This window comes from Burkholderia sp. Bp9012, from assembly GCF_003853825.1.
GTDB lineage: Bacteria > Pseudomonadota > Gammaproteobacteria > Burkholderiales > Burkholderiaceae > Burkholderia > Burkholderia diffusa.
Genome location: NZ_QTQA01000014.1, coordinates 130815 through 147959, shown reverse-complemented (window position 1 = coordinate 147959; position 17145 = coordinate 130815). Strand labels below are relative to the sequence as shown.

The 17145-nt window shown below is 63.4% G+C and carries 15 protein-coding genes and 2 tRNA genes; 10 read left to right on the top strand and 7 right to left on the bottom strand.

Annotated elements, in window-relative coordinates; translation table 11 throughout:
- Positions 1-19: 19 nt before the first annotated feature.
- From DIE11_RS20340 to DIE11_RS20330, 3 genes are all read left to right on the top strand, one after another.
- Positions 20-1966, top strand: coding sequence for a triacylglycerol lipase (locus DIE11_RS20340; protein ID WP_124626646.1), 1947 nt, complete (start codon positions 20-22; stop codon positions 1964-1966).
- A gap of 74 nt (positions 1967-2040) precedes the next feature.
- Positions 2041-2997: a T6SS immunity protein Tli4 family protein gene (locus DIE11_RS36440; RefSeq protein ID WP_185633793.1), complete on the top strand. Its 957-nt coding sequence runs from the start codon at positions 2041-2043 to the stop codon at positions 2995-2997.
- Positions 2998-3008: 11 nt separating this feature from the next.
- Positions 3009-3296, top strand: coding sequence for a PAAR domain-containing protein (locus DIE11_RS20330; protein ID WP_124626644.1), 288 nt, complete (start codon positions 3009-3011; stop codon positions 3294-3296).
- A gap of 480 nt (positions 3297-3776) precedes the next feature.
- Here the strand turns inward: DIE11_RS20330 and DIE11_RS20325 are convergent.
- Positions 3777-3853: transfer RNA gene (locus tag DIE11_RS20325), tRNA-Pro, on the bottom strand.
- A 161-nt stretch (positions 3854-4014) separates the two neighbouring features.
- Between DIE11_RS20325 and sixA the strand changes: the two genes are divergently transcribed.
- Together sixA and DIE11_RS20315 are read left to right on the top strand one after the other, a co-directional pair.
- Positions 4015-4476, top strand: a complete 462-nt coding sequence (sixA, locus tag DIE11_RS20320; RefSeq protein WP_124626642.1) for a phosphohistidine phosphatase SixA — start codon at positions 4015-4017, stop codon at positions 4474-4476.
- A gap of 159 nt (positions 4477-4635) precedes the next feature.
- Positions 4636-5442 carry a GNAT family N-acetyltransferase gene (locus DIE11_RS20315; RefSeq protein WP_059606381.1) on the top strand — a complete coding sequence of 269 codons (807 nt, stop codon included), beginning with the start codon at positions 4636-4638 and terminating at the stop codon, positions 5440-5442.
- Positions 5443-5651: 209 nt separating this feature from the next.
- Here DIE11_RS20315 and DIE11_RS36435 read toward each other — a convergent pair whose 3' ends face one another.
- Positions 5652-5822, bottom strand: a complete 171-nt coding sequence (locus tag DIE11_RS36435) for a hypothetical protein (protein ID WP_162840567.1) — start codon at positions 5820-5822, stop codon at positions 5652-5654.
- A 135-nt stretch (positions 5823-5957) separates the two neighbouring features.
- Between DIE11_RS36435 and DIE11_RS20310 the strand changes: the two genes are divergently transcribed.
- Positions 5958-6149, top strand: a complete 192-nt coding sequence (locus DIE11_RS20310) for a hypothetical protein (protein WP_124626640.1) — start codon at positions 5958-5960, stop codon at positions 6147-6149.
- 25 nt (positions 6150-6174) lie between these two features.
- Here the strand turns inward: DIE11_RS20310 and DIE11_RS20305 are convergent, their stop codons facing one another.
- The 5 genes from DIE11_RS20305 to DIE11_RS20285 form a co-directional block, all read right to left on the bottom strand.
- Positions 6175-7545, bottom strand: a complete 1371-nt coding sequence (locus DIE11_RS20305) for an MATE family efflux transporter (protein WP_124626638.1) — start codon at positions 7543-7545, stop codon at positions 6175-6177.
- 10 nt (positions 7546-7555) lie between these two features.
- Complete coding sequence (locus tag DIE11_RS20300) at positions 7556-7882, bottom strand: DUF2288 domain-containing protein (RefSeq protein ID WP_124626636.1); 327 nt, start codon at positions 7880-7882, stop codon at positions 7556-7558.
- 88 nt (positions 7883-7970) lie between these two features.
- A complete protein-coding gene (locus DIE11_RS20295) occupies positions 7971-9590 on the bottom strand; it encodes an acyl-CoA synthetase (protein WP_124626634.1) in 1620 nt (539 codons plus the stop codon).
- Between the two features lie 378 nt (positions 9591-9968).
- A complete protein-coding gene (locus DIE11_RS20290; protein WP_059606395.1) occupies positions 9969-10661 on the bottom strand; it encodes a peptidoglycan DD-metalloendopeptidase family protein in 693 nt (230 codons plus the stop codon).
- A gap of 136 nt (positions 10662-10797) precedes the next feature.
- Positions 10798-11709 carry an aldose epimerase gene (locus tag DIE11_RS20285; RefSeq protein ID WP_124626632.1) on the bottom strand — a complete coding sequence of 304 codons (912 nt, stop codon included), beginning with the start codon at positions 11707-11709 and terminating at the stop codon, positions 10798-10800.
- Positions 11710-12194: 485 nt separating this feature from the next.
- Here DIE11_RS20285 and DIE11_RS20280 point away from each other — a divergent pair, with 485 nt between their 5' ends.
- The 4 genes from DIE11_RS20280 to DIE11_RS20265 all read left to right on the top strand — a co-directional run bounded on the left by DIE11_RS20280 (position 12195) and on the right by DIE11_RS20265 (position 17123).
- Positions 12195-13025, top strand: a complete 831-nt coding sequence (locus DIE11_RS20280) for an undecaprenyl-diphosphate phosphatase (RefSeq protein ID WP_059606402.1) — start codon at positions 12195-12197, stop codon at positions 13023-13025.
- Positions 13026-13208: 183 nt separating this feature from the next.
- A tRNA-Arg gene (locus DIE11_RS20275) sits at positions 13209-13285 on the top strand.
- Between the two features lie 1359 nt (positions 13286-14644).
- Entirely contained in the window at positions 14645-16141 is a 1497-nt protein-coding gene (locus DIE11_RS20270; RefSeq protein ID WP_124626630.1) for a ShlB/FhaC/HecB family hemolysin secretion/activation protein, read from the top strand.
- Between the two features lie 79 nt (positions 16142-16220).
- Positions 16221-17123 carry a hypothetical protein gene (locus DIE11_RS20265; RefSeq protein WP_124626628.1) on the top strand — a complete coding sequence of 301 codons (903 nt, stop codon included), beginning with the start codon at positions 16221-16223 and terminating at the stop codon, positions 17121-17123.
- Positions 17124-17145: the final 22 nt, after the last annotated feature.

The following is a 17145-nucleotide window of genomic DNA, read 5'->3' as shown; positions in this document are numbered from 1 at the left end:
GCGAATTTGAAGAATAACGATGAGCGAAAACACAGATCAATCCGGCGGCGGATCGCCGTTCAGTGACGATGCCGAGAACGAAGTCGTCCGGCAGGCTGGTCGCACGGACAAGGACGGGGCGTCGGTCGGGCATTTTACGTTGACGCCGGCGAGTGACACGCGCACCAAAGAACTGCTGTGCGACGTGCGGCCAATCATTCCGGTGATCTTCCTGCCAGGCGTGATGGGTTCGCCACTGGTGAATGCCGAAACCGGAGACGAGATATTCTTTGCACCGGAGACGGACGGCCTATTTGGAAAGGCGGGCGCGTTGCCAGCACTGATCGGCATGTGGTTCAAGGGGGCGTCCGCACGGGAAAAGCTGTTCGACCCGACCCTGGCAGCCGTCACCCCGTTCGGGCCAGTCAGCGCCGGCAAGCACGAAGAGGATGCTGAACCAGACCAGTACGTGGACGAGAAGGAGGCCATTCGGCGGGGTTGGGGCTCAGTGTATAGGTCGAGCTATCAGCCGATGCTGGCGTGGCTGCAGGAGCAACTGAACGAGCCGATGCATCTGGGGAAGCATAAAGGGCCATGGATTGCAGGCGACCCTGACGGCAAGAAATGGGCGCTCAAGCCGCTGCTGGACACGGAGCCGGCCGACTACGGGGCGATCGATGCCGGCGCGCAAGGCCGGGGGCAGGCGATCACAAGAGACTCGGAGGTATTCAAGCATTTCATGAAATACCAGTACCGAGTGTACGCGATTGGCTACAACTGGCTGCAATCGAATGAGAAATCTGCGCAACAGGTGATCGATGGCGCGGATTTCAAGGACAAGAAGACCGGCAAGATCACGCGCCTGATGGGCATCAGGGAGATCATCGAGGAGAACCATAGCGGTAAGGCGATTATCCTCACGCACTCCATGGGCGGGCTGGTTGCACGGATGGCGATCGCGATGCACGGCGGAGCAGACCTGATGCACGGTGTATTTCACAACGTGCTGCCGGCGACCGGGGCACCAATCGCGGCGAAGCGGTTCCGCACCGGTGGCGGCAGCGAGGGCGGCGTAAACGGTTTCATCAATGGTGCCCTGCTCGGGAGCGATGCAGACGAGTTCGTAGCGGTGGCCGCGAATGCGCCGGGACCGCTTGAGCTGTTGCCGATGCCGGATTACCACAACGGCGAACCGTGGTGGATATTTGCGCGGCTCAACGGCGAACCGGTGATGAAGTTGCCGAAGGATGGAAATACTTACGATGATGTCTTCACTAACCCAAAGTGGTACGGCTTGGTGCCCGAGCAATCGGCTTCGTTACTCGATCCAGCCGGAATTATGAAAGAACGACTTGATAAAAGCGATAAAAAGACGTCGGTGGTTGACAACTTCAAGGATACAATTAAAAAGGTTGTCGAAAACCAAAATAAGATAATTAACATATATCACGATAAAACGTATGTTGCCTACGGGGATGGAGAGCTGAAGCCTAGGGCGGCGGCATCGGATGAAAATCACGGCAAGCCCAAGATCGAGAAAGGCGAGAGTCTGACCGATCTGTTGGCATGGGGTACGGTGATTTGGAAGGGAGATGTGCCGGCGGGAGTGACGGAGGAAGAGCTGCGCTCTGCGCGGTTCCTGGGGGAGAAACACGACGATTCCCACACTGGAAAGCTGCGCGTGCACTTAGATTCGCGCAACGTCACGATCGAGTTCGAGGTGCAGAAGGTGGCGAAGCTGCCGCCTGGCAGCGAAACGCCCGATCCGGAGAAGAATGGCATCGTGCCGGGTGACGGAACGGTGCCGGTCTGGTCCGCCGAAGCCCCCGCGCGCGGCGCGGAGGGGGGCGCAGCCCACGGCGTACAAATGGTGTTTGACCAGGGAGGCTACGTGCATCAGGAAAGCTATAACCATCCGTGGACGCGCTGGGCGCTCCTCTACAGCGTCGTGCAAATCGCGCAGGATGCCCCGGAGCCGAAATGCTGACACGAATTGGCCGATTTCTATTTCTAGTCACAGGCATATGTGCCTGTTCGATAACGTTTTCCGGTGAACCGACCATGACGAATCCCTTGTTGTCCAAGCCACGGCCGTGGTGCATCGGCCGCTTCGTTTTTGAACGCCCAGTGGCAAGCGAAATCACCAATCAACGGTATGAGTTTCAGGGAGAAAAACTGGAGACGCGATACAATGTATCGTCTGCGACGTATCAGGGGAAAGTTGCCGCCCGGGAAAAAGAGTTGCGTACAAAAAAGCGCATTAATCCTGGGCGCAGAAACGAAGAAACAAATCATGTATGGCTAGAGAAGGCATTTTCTCCTACAAAGGATTCCAGGGTGTTCGTATTCCAAGATGCGGTTTCGGCTAACGGACTGCCTTTCGATACGGAGGGATATATTTACGAAAATAATACCTTGTTTCACACAACTAGCAGCGTTGGATCGGCTGCAATTGGTGATGTCGAAAATATTTATAATGGGATCTATCGTCGGATAAAGGCGCGCGATAACTGGTCGGTCCCAACCGAATCAGGGTTCTGTTTCGACGGAGGGATTGCCACAGGCTCGTCGACTTCGACCGAGGAAGTAAGCCAGTCACTGGCGCTGATGCCGGGCCGGCCGGCGCTACTCGTCATTCAGATGCGCGATTCGGTGAACGCGGACCAGAAATCGCCATTAACCAAAACCCTTCCCGAACTGCGCGCGAAGATGGATCAGGTTTCGGGCGGCAGCTACCGCATCCTGCGGCAAGGCAAGCGCACGGTGGCTGGGATGGACGCTGAGGAAGTGCTGTTCGCGCTGAAGGAAGGCGAGATCACGTCCTATCGCTTCTACCTGCTCGCGCCGGGCGATCCAAGTACGCTGGCGAAACCACATACCGCTATTCAGTTGCTGCTTGGGGCGAGCAGTCCTGATTTGAAGCCTGAAGAGGCAACGTCACCGGTCGATGAGGCCGGCGCACTGCAGACGTGGGACACACTGCTGAACAGTCTGCGACTGCGGCCTGGCGCAGTCTGAGCGGAGGCGACATGCGACGCTACGACATCGTGAAGGGTGACGCGACGACAGTCGGAGGCATCGTGCAGGGTGGTGACGGACTGGACATGCTGCACGACCGCGAACAAGCGTATGAACACGATCCGGTATGGTGCCCGGTGTGCAAGACGCTCGGCGTGATCGAGTGCGATGGCCCACGTCATTCGAGCACCGGACCGGATGGCCGACAGTCAGCGCTGAGTGACGACCTCTGTCGGTGCGCGTGTCCGGTTCCGCCGAAACTGGTGGCGTCACAGTCGGTATCGTTTACGGAGGTCTGAGCGACGGAGAAGGAGAACGACATGCCCCGAACGATCGCAGGTCGGGTTGTACTGCTGGTGCTGGCAGTGAGTGTTACGGGGTGCGCTTCGACCGGAATATTGAGCAGCGCCATGTAGTTCCCCGTACTCGACACTAGGCCGATGCCCTTGGCCTTAGCCTACAAAACTGTCCCATTTGAAAGTGGAAAATTCTGGCATATCGGTGACGGTACCGAATGTAGTCTTGTGCGTAATCGTTATTGCGCCGGAGGAGTTCCAAAGACCAGATGGCTAGATCGCGGAGGGTCGCTTGGGATACTGCTCGGCATCGCGCCAGTCGGCGCGGGCGATGAAAAGGCGGTGCTGGGCGGGGACGAGACGGTCAGCCATCGGGCGCGGTTCCTTATGGGAATCGCATCCAGATGCTAGCAAAATAGTAGCAATAGCCCGGTGACGCACCAAAGAAAAAGGGGTTAGCTTTCGCTAACCCCTTGATTCCTTTGGTCGGAGCGATAGGATTCGAACCTACGACCCTCTGATCCCAAATCAGATGCGCTACCAGGCTGCGCTACGCTCCGACGAGCCAAAGATTCTATCGTCTAATGGGTAACTGGGTCAATCACGTTTTGCATAAGGCGCACGTCATCACGAAACGCTCACGATTGGCGACAATTCGAAGCGTGATCGTCCGGCCTGCGAGTGTGCGGCCGGATCATTCGTCGAAGCCTGGAGAGACATCATGATGAACCTGATCCTGTGGCGCCACGCCGAAGCCGAGGACTACGCGGCAAGCGACCTCGCACGCCAGTTGACGGCCCGCGGGCGCAAGGAAGCGCAGGCCATGGCCAAATGGCTGCGCGGCCGGCTCGAGTCGAGCAGCATGATCCTCGCTAGCCCGGCGGCGCGCACCGTGCAGACCGTCGAGGCGCTGACCGACCAGTACCGGACCGTCGATGCGCTCGCGCCGGGCGGCAGCGTCGAAGACGTGCTGGCGGCCGCCGGGTGGCCCGACGGCATCGCGCCGACGGTCGTGATCGTCGGGCACCAGCCGACGCTCGGCAGCGTCGCGGCGCAGCTGATCGCCGGCAACGGCGACAGCTGGAGCGTCAAGAAGGGCGGTATCGTGTGGCTCGCGAGCCGCACGCGCGACGGCAGCCGTCAGGCCGTGCTGCGCGCGGTATTGACGCCAGACCTTGTCTGAAGGGGTTCGAAGGCATTGATCATACGGTTTCGCAGGCTTTCTGCTAAAGTCAATTCGGCGACACGTCATTGAAAGGACACGGTCGTGCCACAGAACGGTAACGACCGGTTACTACATTGGCTGGCATGTCGTCCTATTCCTTACGATCAGGAAAGCCTAATGCGAGAACTGCCGACGCCTACGCTCCCCTTTGCCTCGCTTCCCCTCGACACGTCGCGGCGTCACCTGCCGCGCGCTGCTGAAACCGTCACATCCGAGTTCCGTCTGCGGGCCGCCTGGGCCCGCACGGAAGACGAACTGCGCGAGGCCCAGCGCCTGCGTTACACCGTGTTCGCCGAAGAGATGGGCGCGCAGGTCAGCGGTCCATCCGGTCTCGACGTCGATCCGTTCGACGCCTATTGCGATCATCTGCTGGTGCGCGATCTCGACACGCTGAAGGTGGTCGGCACGTACCGTGTGCTGCCGCCGCACCAGGCCGCACGTGTCGGCCGTCTGTACGCCGAAGGCGAATTCGACCTGTCGCGCCTGACGCACCTGCGCGGCAAGATGGTCGAGGTCGGCCGCTCGTGCGTGCACAGCGACTACCGCAGCGGCGCCGTCATCATGGCGCTCTGGGGCGGTCTCGGCGCGTACATGATGCAGAACGGCTACGAGACGATGCTCGGCTGCGCGAGCGTGTCGATGGCCGACGGCGGGCACTATGCGGCGAACCTGTATCAGTCGTTGCCGGCCAACTCGCTGACGGCGCCGGAATACCGCGCGTTCCCTCATACGGCGCTGCCGGTCGACGAACTGCAGACGGGCACCGTCGTCGCACCGCCGCCGCTGATCAAGGGCTACCTGCGTCTCGGTGCGAAGATTTGCGGTGCGCCGGCGTGGGATCCCGACTTCAACTGCGCGGACTTCCTGACGCTGTTCCGGTTGTCGGACATCAACGCCCGCTATGCCCGGCACTTTCTGGGCTGAGCCATTCTGATCGCGGCGCGCTGCTCAGGCGCGCACGCAAGTGAACGCCGTTGCACGGCAGATTGCCGCGCGACGGCGTTTGTTCGTTCCGAGGAAGTTGTTCTATCCGGCCCTGTTAATTTGGGCGGTACACACTGCCCACCGTGCACGCAGGCGCACGTTCGGAGCAGGCCGCGCAAGCGGCGGCCCGGACGACAGCGCGGGCTTGCCTAGTGCTTGCGCCGCCAGTCGAGCAGGTGGTGTTCGGCCATCCAGTGATGGATCATTCCTTCGCCGCCGTGGCTGCGCTTGTATTCGCGCGACTCGAAATAGGACAGGGCGACGAGCACCATCAGACCGATGAACAGACCAATCAGGCCGGCGATCTCTTCAGACGACATGGCAGCCTCCTTTCAACGGCACAGCGCCATGGGTACATGGTAGAACATGCGCGGGACAACCCCTAACCCGGAATTCCGCTAGACTCGGCGCGGTCCTGGCGCGCGATGGGCGCGCCGTTTTCCGGAGCCTCACCGATGACCCGTTTCATGCTGGCCGTGCTGGCCGCGTCCGTTCTCGCCGGCTGTTCCGGCGATCCCCGCCAGGTCCGCCGCGGCCACCCGCCGCAAGATCCGGCCGATTACCACGGCGTGCCGACCGACATGACGCCACCGTCGATGCTCGGTGCGCCTGGGCCGTCAGCACCCGCACCCGCACCCGCGCAATAACGAAACCGGCCGGCCTGAGTGGCCGTCAGGTGCCGGCTGCGGGTGCGTCGGCGCCGATTCGCCGCGTCAGCGCCGGCAGGTAGCGCGCGAGCGTCGCGCCGCGCGCCACCATGAACAGCAGCAGCGCGAACCACAGCCCGTGATTGCCGAACGGGCCGACAGCCGCCAGCGTCGCGGCAATGAAGATCGCGAACGACACGACCATCGCGCGCATCAGCGATTGCGTCTGCGTCGCGCCGATGAACACGCCGTCGAGCAGGAACCCCCATACGGACACGATCGGCGAGATCGCTGCCCACGGCAGGTATTGCAGCGCGACCGCGCGGATCCCGGCCTGGTCGGTCAGCCGTGCGACGATCCAGCCGCCGGCCGCCCAGTAGACGAGCGCGAACAGCAGCGCGCCGAGCGCGGACCACAGCAGCGTGACCCGCACGGCCCGCCGGAATGAGGCGCGGTCGCGCGCGCCGGCTGCGGCGCCGACGAGCGCCTCGGCCGCATGCGCGAAGCCGTCGAGCCCGTACGCCATGAAGGTCTGGAAATTCAGCAGCAATGCGTTGGCCGCGAGCGTCGCGTCACCCTGTTTGGCGCCCAGGTGCGCGAACCAGCCGAACGCGCCGAGCAGGCACAGCGTGCGAAGGAAGATGTCGCGATTGAGCGCGATCAGCCGCTTGAGCGCCGCACGATCCGCCATTGCACCCACGGCCAGCGGCGCAAGGCCGCGCGGGCGCAACTGCCATAGCATCCATGCGCCGAGCGCGAAGCCGCACGCGTCCGCGGTCGCGGTCGCCGCACCGATCCCGGCGATACCCCAGCCGAAGCCGTACACGTACAGCAGCACGGCGCCGATGTTCACCGCGTTGATGAAGACCTGCGCGACGAGCGCGAGCCGCACGCGCTGCACGCCGAGCAGATAGCCGAGCACGACGTAGTTCGCGAGCGCGAACGGCGCGCTCCAGATTCGTGCGTGGCCATAGGCCAGCGCCGTCGCGCGGACGGCGTCGCTGCCGCCCAGCGCGGTCAGCGCGAACGACAGCAGCGGCACCTGCAGCGCGAGCACGGCGGCGCCGAGCGCGAACGCGACGATCAGCGCGCGCAGCACGTTGAGCCGGATGCTGGCGGCGTCGCCGGCGCCGTGCGCCTGCGCGACGAGGCCGGTCGTGCCCATGCGCAGGAAGCCGAAGCCCCAGAACACGAAGTTGAAGAACAGCCCGCCGAGCGCGACGCCGCCGAGATACTGCGCGCCGTCGAGGTGGCCGGCGACGGCCGTGTCGACCGCGCCGAGGATCGGCTGGGTCAGGTTCGCAAGGACGATCGGGAAGGCGAGCGCGAGGACGCGCCGGTGCGAGACCGCGGCCGACCCGGTGCCGGCTCCGTGCGGTAATGCGGATTCGGACATGGCGAACGCGTCAGGCGCGTTCCTGCACGCAGACCCACGGCGACACCACTACCGCCCACAGCTCCGGATGGCGCGCCGCGAAGTCGGCGGCGGTTTCCGCGGGCATGCGCGCGACGAGACCGGACGACAGCCAGCGCGTGACCTGTTCGGCGTCGTCGCCGGCGATCGCTTCCGCGACGCTGACGAGATCGAGATCGCGTGCGACCGACAGCAGCTTGCCCTGCGCGAAGAAGCGCTCGAGGTCGCACCAGTCGATCTTGGCGGTTTCGCCGAGGAGTTTGGCGTAGAGCGGGCTGTGCGACGCGCCCGCGGCGGATTCGTGTTGGTCGGAGGACATCGGTCGTGTACTGAAAAGACTGCGTGGGCGCCACTATAAACCATCCGGGCGCGCGGCCAGCCACGCGGCGCGGAGGCACGCGCCCGGTTCATGCGTCGCGCAGTGCGCGGCGCACGATCTTGCCGGTTGCCGTCATCGGCAGGCTGTCGACGAACGCGATCGCGCGCGGGTACTCGTGCGCGGCCAGGCGCGTTCGCACGTGGGCCTGCAGTGCCTGCACGAGCGCGTCGTCGCCGACATGGCCGGGGTTCAGCACGACGAACGCCTTGACGATCTCGGTGCGCGTCGGATCGGGCACGCCGACGACGGCCGCCATCCGCACCGCCGGATGCGTGAGCAGGCAGTCTTCAATCGGCCCCGGCCCGATCCGGTAGCCGGCGCTCGTGATCACGTCGTCGTCGCGGCCGACGAAGCGCACGAAGCCGTCGTCATCGATGGTGCCGGTGTCGCCGGTGAGGAGGTAGTCGCCCGCGAACTTGTCGCGCGTCGCGGCGGGATTGCGCCAGTATTCGAGGAACATCACCGGGTCGGGGCGACGCACCGCGATGCGCCCCTCGACGCCGGGCGGGAGCGGCGTGCCGTGCTCGTCGACGATCGCGACCGCATGGCCGGGCACGGCCTTGCCGATCGCACCGGGCTGCGCGTCGAACAGCGCCGCGCATGACGACAGCACCATGTTGCATTCGGTCTGTCCGTAGAACTCATTGATCGTCACGCCGAGCGCGTCGCGTCCCCAGGCGGTCAGTTCGGTGCCGAGCGATTCTCCGCCGCTCGCGACCGATTTCAGCGCCAGCGCATGGCGCTCGCGCGGCGCGGGCACCGCGCGCATCAGCTTCAACGCGGTCGGCGGCAGGAACGCATGGGTCACGCCGTGCCGCGCCATCAGCGCGAACGCGGCTTCGCCGTCGAACTTCTCGAAGCGGCGCGCGAGTACGGGCACGCCGTGGTGCCATGACGGCAGCAGCACGTCGAGGAGCCCGCCGATCCACGCCCAGTCGGCGGGTGTCCAGAACAGGCGCGCGTCGCGCGGAAAGCATTGCTGCGACATCTCGACGCCCGGCAGGTGGCCCAGCAGCACGCGATGCGCATGGAGTGCGCCTTTCGGCTTCCCGGTCGTCCCGGACGTGTAGATGATTACCGCCGGGTCGTCGGCGGCGGTGTCCGCCGGCACGAAATCCGGCGATTCGGCGGCCAGTGCGGCGTCGAAGCGCAGCACGCCGGGCGCAACGGGCGCATCGTCGCCGATGCAGTAGCACGTGCGCAGCGCCGGCAGTTGCGCGCGCAGCGGCGCGATCTTCGCGTAACCGGCCGCGTCGGTGACGAGCGCGGCGGCTTCGCTGTTCGCGAGCCGGTATTCGAGCGCGTCGGCGCCGAACAGCGTGAACAGCGGCACCGCGATCGCGCCGAGTTTGTACGCGGCGAGATGGGCGATCGCGGTTTCGGGGCCCTGCGCGAGGAAGATGGCGATCCGGTCGCCGCGTTGCAATCCCGCACGCGCAAAGCTGTTCGCGAGCCGGTTAGAAGCATTCCTCAGGTCGTCGAACGTGAGGTGGGACACGTCGCCTTGCGTCGTTTCGTGAATCAGCGCGAGCCGTCCGCTCCCGTCGGCCCACTTGTCGCAGACGTCCACACCAATGTTGTAACGGGCCGGAACGTCCCACGCGAAGCGGGAGAGCAGGTCGTCGTAGCGGTCGGCGGCGGGTAGCATCGCGTGTCTCCTTGGCGTCGATCGTCGGCATTGGTCGATAGATTACATCGGCGTTTCACGCGACCGAAATCACAATGGCGCCTGATGGATAGGGAATGTGCGGACTCGTCCAACGGGGGCGGCTCAGTGCACGATCCCGCCATGACGCATAAGATCATGACAAAACAGTGATGAGACCATGGATTTGCTTCTGATAGCTGCGGGGTTCAGCCTGTTCGGAATCGGTGCGCTGGTGGCGTTTGCCAGCCGCGTCGATCCGTTGTCGGGCCGGTTCACCGGCCGTCTGCGCAAGCGCTGACACAACCTTACCGATCTCCCTCGCGACGACATGCGATGCATGCCGGCATCGCGTGTCGTCCTCCTTCGGCGGTGGCGTGCTCAGCGCGCCGGCAGGTAGCGTGCCGGATCGATCGAGCGGCCGCCGTAGCGCAGCTCGAAGTGCAGCGCGACGCGATCGCTGTCGCTGTTGCCCATCTCCGCGATCGTTTGCCCCTGCGTGACCGACTGGCCTTCCTTCACGAGCAGCGCGCGGTTGTGCGCGTAGGCCGTCAGGTAGTCGGCATTGTGCTTGAGGATGATCAAATTGCCGTAGCCGCGCAATCCGTTGCCCGCGTAGACGACGGTGCCCGGTGCGGCGGCCAGCACCGGCGTGCCCGTGGCGTTGGCGATATCGATGCCCTTGGATTTCGAGCCGTCGAAGCTGCGCACCACGTTGCCGGCGGCCGGCCAGATCAGCGCGATGCTGGTGGCCGGCTTGACGGCCGATTCGACCGGCGCCGAGGGCGCGGGGCGGCTGCGGCCCGCACTGCCGGTGCCGGTGGTCGATGCGGTCGTCGTGCCGGGCGGCGGCGCGACGCGCAGCACCTGGCCGACCTCGATCGCGTCGGGATTCGTGATCTGGTTCCAGCGCACGATGTTCGCCATCGACGTGCGATTCTCGCGCGCGATCTTGTAGAGCGTGTCGCCGCGCTCGACGCGGTAGTAACCCGGGCCGACGGGTGCGGAGCCGCACGCGACGAGCAGTGCGGCGCAGGCGGCCGCGAAGAGCCGCTTCGTAGTTGTTCCGAACATTGAACCTCGCAAAACCCCGCCGCGCGCGATGCGGCAGGCGATACAAAACGTCCGATTTTAACGGGTTCGACCCGAGCACCGCAGTTTCGGGCCGCGGGCGCCGCCGGCGCGCACCGATTCGCCGGTGCGGCCGACGTCAGCCGGCGAGCGGCAGCACGCGAATCCGCAGCGCCGCCGTTTCGGTTGCGCCGGGTGCGAGCGTACGCAGCCCGAGGCCGTTGTGGATCGCGTCCGGCAGGCCGAGCCACGGCTCGACGCAGTAGAAGTCCGATTCCGGCTTTTCCGTCCAGGTCGTGACCGCGTACCACGGGATCGAGCCCGGGACGTCGAGCGCGATCTCGATCGTGCGGCGGCGGCCCGGCATCACGATGCGCACCGGCTCGGACGGCGCACCGTCGAGACAGTGGAAGCGGTCGAGAATGTCCTGATCGCCGAGGCTGTACGATGCTTCGCCGGGCTCGAGCGGGCTGATCGAGCCGTCGGCGCGCTGCATGCAGCGGCGCGTCGGCGGCAGCTCGAGCGTGGTTTGCGCGCGCTCGCCATGCGGCAGCGCGAAGTAAAAATGGTGGCCCGCGTAGTAGGGCAGCGGCGTGTCGCCGCGATTGGTCGTGGTGAGCGCGACGTCGAGCGTGTGGGCATCGGCGAGCCGGTAGGTCGTCTCGAACCGGAAATCGAACGGGTAGCTGTCACGCAGTGCGTCGTTCGCATCGAGCGTCATCGATAGCGCGGCGCCGTCGGCCGACGGTTGTGCCGCGAACGGGAGGTCGCGCGCGAAACCATGCATCGGCAGGTCGCGGACCACGCCGGCGGCATCGCGCCAGCGGCCCAGTTCGCCGTCGACGCGATGGCGGCCGAGGAACGGGAACAGCAGGGGATTGCCGCCGCGCACGCGCGCGAGGTTGCTCCAGTCGGCGGCTTCCGGCCAGAAGATGACCGGCTCGTTGTCGACGTGCCACGACAGCAGGCGGCCGCCGAATTGCGGGGCGACCCGGACGAGCGACGGGCCGGCGTGAAGTTCATGAATGTCGTGCTGCTGGAAGATCGGCATGGCGAATCGGTATGAACGGGTGGACGGGTGCGCGATGGTGCGCTCCATTATCGGGCCGCGAGGCGGTCGGGGAAAACCCTTCTCGGGGAAATCGCGAGTTTTTCAGACTGCCGACGGTCTGGATAATGGCGTTAAACCGGTGATGTTGCCGGGTCATGACACTTCGTGGAGGGGGCCATGGATCTGGCAATGGCAATGGGTATCGCACTGTTCGGCATGTTTACCGGCAGCACGGTATTGTTTTTCTATCAGCTCGGCCGCTGACGGCAATTTCTGCCGGAATCGAAAGGCCCGCCATGCAAATGGCGGGCTTTTTGCTTTCTGAGCGCTTACAAGTTGCAAGCGTTTGTGTGCATTGCCGCAATAACCGGCCAAATGCCTTGGCGCAGTAATCCTGGCTGGGCATAATCGGGGCGCGTTTTTTCGGACGCGCGATGCGTCGTCCGCTTTTCTACCCGATTGATCATCACTAAAAGGACCGACGCGTGAGTCTCTGGTTTCTGATATTCCTGAGCGTCCTGCAGGGCGTCACCGAACTCTTCCCCGTCAGCAGTCTCGGCCACACGCTGCTCGTGCCCGCGCTGTTCGGCATGCACATCGACAAGCACGCACCGCAGTTGCTGCCGTTTCTCGTCGCGCTGCACCTCGGCACCGCGCTCGCACTGCTGTGGTACTTCCGCGCACGCTGGATCGCGCTGATCAGCGGCTTCTTCGCGCAGCTCGGCGGCCGCAAGAACGACGACGGGCACCTGATGTGGGCGCTGATCATCGGCACGATCCCGACCGGGATCGTCGGCCTGCTGCTCGAGAAGCGCATCGAGCGCGTGTTCCACGACCTGCGGATCGTCGCGATCGCGCTGATCATCAACGGCGTGCTGCTGTGGGTCGGCGATCGGATCCAGCGCAGCCGTGCACACCAGCCGCCCGAGAAGATGACGTTCAAGCAGGCGTTCTTCGTGGGCCTCGCGCAGATCGGCGCGCTGATCCCGGGTTTTTCGCGCAGCGGGCTGACGATGATTGCCGGTAACGCGGCGGGGCTGACGGCGGAAAAGGCGGCGGAGTTTTCGTTCCTGCTCGGCACGCCGATCATTTTCGCGGCGGGCGTGCTGGAACTGCCGAAGCTGTTCCATGCACGCGACCAGCTCGCGGACGCGTTGCTCGGTGGCGTGCTGACGGCGATTGCCGCTTATCTGAGCGTGCGGTTCTTGATGCGCTATTTCGAAGGGCGCGGGCGGCTGGCTTCGTTCGGCGTGTATTGCGTGATTGCCGGAGTGTTTTGCCTTGGGTGGTTCATGCTGCATCCGCAGCCGGTTTGACGGTTGCGGAGCCGGTTGCGCGTCGCGCATGATATGACGCGATGATCGGGTATAATTTCGGGCTCGGCTTCATGCCGGGCCCGTTTCGTTTCGGGGCTTTGAGTCCGGTTTGTGTGGTGTTGTGCTCGAAGCCTTTCGCGTCAAATGCGGCCCGGTTTGTGTGGCCGTGTCTTTTCCCCTCGACCGCCCTTAGCTCAGTTGGATAGAGCAACGGCCTTCTAAGCCGTAGGTCACACGTTCGAATCGTGTAGGGCGGGCCAGTGAAATCAGTGCGTTAGCTGGTATTTTCAAATTTCCCATCCTCTGTCGGCATGCTCGTGTAAGCAGCACGTAGGTGTTTGTCGTCACCCCGGATCGTAACCAATCCATGTGAGACCGGCTGGCCGCACGCGAGACAGTGGTGAGTGTCCAGCATGTTGTCATCGATTGCGCCACCGACAGCGGAACCGGCGGCGCAGCCTGCGACGTTGCCGACTAGCACGGCGATTACTGCGCCGGCGAGGCCACCGAACACGGTGTCGATCTGGCCGGCGATCGAGCCGACGACCTCGTCGGTCTTTGTACCCGCGAACGCGGCGGCTGTACCGCCCGTGGCTCCCGCAACGCTGTTGCTGCGCGCCGGCGGGGGAACGACGGGCGGATGAGGGCATGTCGGCCGGCGAGCCAGTAGAAGCCCGTCGCGAACATCGCGACGAGCGCGAGGCCCAGCCCGATCAGCACAAAGGTAAGGGGATCCGAGATCACGGAAACGCCTGAGCGATGTGCGCCGATGAGGAAATGCTCGACGGAGCGGCCGTAGCTGGCCGGGCTCAGGACGGTGATATGTGATTTAAAAATTCTGCCTTCCGGAGGCGAGCATGGCGCTGGCGAAAGTCCTGTTGCAAATTGGAGACATGCGCCATCGCACGGACGTCTACTGCCACTAGTCGATGATCAGTGGATTAACGGCGGCGAGAAATGTCAATCGGCTAGATTTTGATTTTTCCTATCTCAATAGCAGGCGTGGTTTTGTGGATCTTCGGAAGAACGATGAAATCTCGCAGGGCTCTTCCACGGAGATGTGTCTGGCGCTCCTTGCTGACGTGCGAGCCGTCGAAATAAATCGATATTTATTGAGTTGATATGGGAGTGGTAGCACCCCCTTTGCCTGATGGTCTCTTGGAGAATTGCCCTATTTTTGATGCGCGATTTTATATTGGATAAACTTTTCGAAGTGTCAAATTTTTGTTTTTAGAGGGATTGGATTGCGCGTATTTGATTTGAATATGCCGTGATCGCGGATCGTGCAGCAACGGCGGGCGAGCGCTCACGGCTGGGCATATTGGTGCGGCATTGCAATTTCTGACAATCTGCTTTCGAGTGTTTTGATAAATTGCGGCGCGAGAGACCAATCATTACGCCGCTAACAAGTGAAGAAACGAGAAACTTCGGCAGCGTTGATTTCGGCGTTGGCGAGTGTTTCTGCATTCGCGCAAGGCGTTCCGCCGTCCGAGATCACGTCTGGCCCGCAAATCCAGCGTTTGCAACAACAGCAATTGGATGCGACGAAGGAATTGAATCCTCGTCCGACAGTCCTGACACCGACGGGCGAGAAGGCATCGGCGACTGGCGTCGAAAGCTTGCCGCTCGATAACCCGTGCTTTCCGATCAACGCAATCGCATTGGAAGACAATGCGTTCGCGTGGCTTGCGCGTTTTCTGCAACCGGTCGTCGGCCAGTGCGTCGGCAAGACCGCACTCAAGCAGATTCAGGACGCTGCCAATAACGCATTGATCGACCGTGGCTACGTGACGTCACGCGTGCTCGTGCCGACGCAATCGCTGCAATCCGGAACGTTGACGCTTCACGTGGTTCCGGGGCGTATCAGCGACATCCGCGCCGACAAACCGACGATTGGCTGGACGCGCGCGGCATTGCCGACATCAGCCGGTGCCTTGTTGAATCAGCGCGACATCGACCAGGGGCTCGAGAACGTGCGCCGGCTTCAGTCGCAGTCCGATGCGACATTCGACATCGCGCCCGGCGTGAATCCGGGGGACTCGGAGCTGGTATTTCATCCCGGCACCGGCAAGCGCTGGCATGCCGTCATCGGCGCGGACAACGCGGGTCTCGATTCGACCGGCAAGTACGAGCTGTCCGGCTCGTTCACGTTCGATTCCCCGTTTCACTTGTACGACCAACTGCAGATCGCGGGCACGACGAACGCAAACATTGGCGCATCCGAGAAGGGTAACCAGTCTGTCTCCGCGAACTACAGCGTGCCGATCGGTTACGCGATGCTGACGCTGAACGCGAGCCGCTCGCGGTACAAGCAGACGGTCGCGGGTTTTGGCGAGCCGATCGAATACAGCGGTGTCCAGTCTCAACTCCAGGCCGGGCTGTCCGGCGTGATCTATCGGAACGCGCATGCGCGTTCCGAAATTCACGGCAACCTGTTCCACAAGATCAGCCGTAACTCGATCGACGGTGTCGATATTCCGGTGCAGCACCGCGACATCATCGGTTACGAACTGGGTGTCGCGCATCGCCAGTACATCGGCGATGTGGTGCTCGACGGCTCATTCGCGTGGCGCGCATCGTTGCCGGGCCTGTCCAGCAATTCGGGCACGGTGGTCGGGGCCCCCGACTTCGACGGCAAGACGCAGATCGAACTGGCAAGCCTCAGCGCTCAAGTCCCTTTCAAGATCGGCAGTCAGACGTTCTCGTACCAGTTCGGCTGGAACATGCAGAACGCACGTACACCACTGACCCCTTCCGACTATTTCACGATCGGCACGCGTTACGCCGTACGCGGCTTCGATCAGCAACTGACGCTGGCTGCCGAGAGCGGCTGGGTTGTCTCCAGCGAACTCGACTGGTACGTGCCGACGCCTGTCGGTACGCAGGCGCTCTATGCCGGCGTCGATGCCGGGCGCGTGCGAGGGCCCGCTGCACAGTACCTGCTCGGCGAAACACTGGTCGGCGCCGTCGTCGGTGTGCGCGGCAATCTCGCCCCGAAGAACGTGCTCGGTGCCGCACTGAATTACGACGTGTCGCTTGGGTTCCCGTTGTCGAAGCCGCAGGGCTTCAAGACGAGTTCGCCGACGTTGCTGTTCCAGGTCAGCACATTGTTCTAAGCGTAGCTGGGGTGAACCGAGCGGGGTGTCGATCTCGACTCGGTGTCTTGTTGATCGTCAATCAGAAGAAGGAAGAACTATGCAGCACCTGTACGAGAAGCATCGGCTTTTGCAAGCGGCGACGGCAACGTTTGCGGTGGTGGCAGCGCTTGGCCTGAGCGCATGTGGCGGTGGTGACGACGGTGATAGCGGTGGCAGCGCGGCATCGAGTGGCGCGTCGTCGAACGGAGCGCCGTCGGGTAGTGCGTCGTCCTCGACGGGGATTCGCGTGGAAGGGCAATCCCAATCGATCTCGAGCCAGGTTTCGACAGTCCGCATTCTGATGCCGCCTGCATCGTGGAACGGTGGACAGATGCCGAACGGGAATTACACGCTCAGAGCCCTGTCCCAGCCGACCGCGTCGCTCAAGGAGCAGGCGCCGGGTGCCTATGTCGCGATTCCGTACGACTCCTCGGGCACGATCAAGACCCTGACCAAAGGCATCGTGACGGACATCGCCGGCAATGGCGACATCGCAATCGGTCGCTGGGCGGATGGCGCCGATTCGGCAGGCGCGACGTACAACGCCAACCAGGGGCAAGTATGGGCAATCGGTGTGCCGGTTGCGATCGACACGACGTCGCCCGTGCAAATGCAATGCTCGCTGGCCTTCGCAACGCGTCCGACGTCGACGGACGGCAATACGGCGCCGGGTTCGCTGAATGGCGCCACGGCGACGCTGACGAGCGGTACCGATACCTTTGGTAATCCGACCATCAACTACACGCTGAATCTGCAGTACTCGATCGGCAGCGACCAGAACCAGTCGTTCGTCGGAAGCTCTGCGATTGGTCTGACGGAGCTGAGCTCGAAAACCAAATCGACGCTGATGAGTACGGTCATGGGCCCGGACGCGAAGCAACCGTATCTGGTGGTGTCGTACGGCATCCCGGCCGCGACGACGGGCAACATCAACGGTCTGGTGGCACTGAGCTGCAAGTAACGTGAGTAGGGGCCGGTCATTC

Bases quoted from the DNA above. Each gene is read 5' to 3' on its own strand.
- DIE11_RS20340 (WP_124626646.1), top strand. From the start codon at position 20: ATGAGCGAAAACACAGATCAATCCGGCGGCGGATCGCCGTTCAGTGAC.
- DIE11_RS36440 (WP_185633793.1), top strand. From the start codon at position 2,041: ATGACGAATCCCTTGTTGTCCAAGCCACGGCCGTGGTGCATCGGCCGC.
- DIE11_RS20330 (WP_124626644.1), top strand. From the start codon at position 3,009: ATGCGACGCTACGACATCGTGAAGGGTGACGCGACGACAGTCGGAGGC.
- sixA (WP_124626642.1), top strand. From the start codon at position 4,015: ATGATGAACCTGATCCTGTGGCGCCACGCCGAAGCCGAGGACTACGCG.
- DIE11_RS20315 (WP_059606381.1), top strand. From the start codon at position 4,636: ATGCGAGAACTGCCGACGCCTACGCTCCCCTTTGCCTCGCTTCCCCTC.
- DIE11_RS36435 (WP_162840567.1), bottom strand. From the start codon at position 5,822: ATGTCGTCTGAAGAGATCGCCGGCCTGATTGGTCTGTTCATCGGTCTG.
- DIE11_RS20310 (WP_124626640.1), top strand. From the start codon at position 5,958: ATGACCCGTTTCATGCTGGCCGTGCTGGCCGCGTCCGTTCTCGCCGGC.
- DIE11_RS20305 (WP_124626638.1), bottom strand. From the start codon at position 7,545: ATGTCCGAATCCGCATTACCGCACGGAGCCGGCACCGGGTCGGCCGCG.
- DIE11_RS20300 (WP_124626636.1), bottom strand. From the start codon at position 7,882: ATGTCCTCCGACCAACACGAATCCGCCGCGGGCGCGTCGCACAGCCCG.
- DIE11_RS20295 (WP_124626634.1), bottom strand. From the start codon at position 9,590: ATGCTACCCGCCGCCGACCGCTACGACGACCTGCTCTCCCGCTTCGCG.
- DIE11_RS20290 (WP_059606395.1), bottom strand. From the start codon at position 10,661: ATGTTCGGAACAACTACGAAGCGGCTCTTCGCGGCCGCCTGCGCCGCA.
- DIE11_RS20285 (WP_124626632.1), bottom strand. From the start codon at position 11,709: ATGCCGATCTTCCAGCAGCACGACATTCATGAACTTCACGCCGGCCCG.
- DIE11_RS20265 (WP_124626628.1), top strand. From the start codon at position 16,221: ATGCAGCACCTGTACGAGAAGCATCGGCTTTTGCAAGCGGCGACGGCA.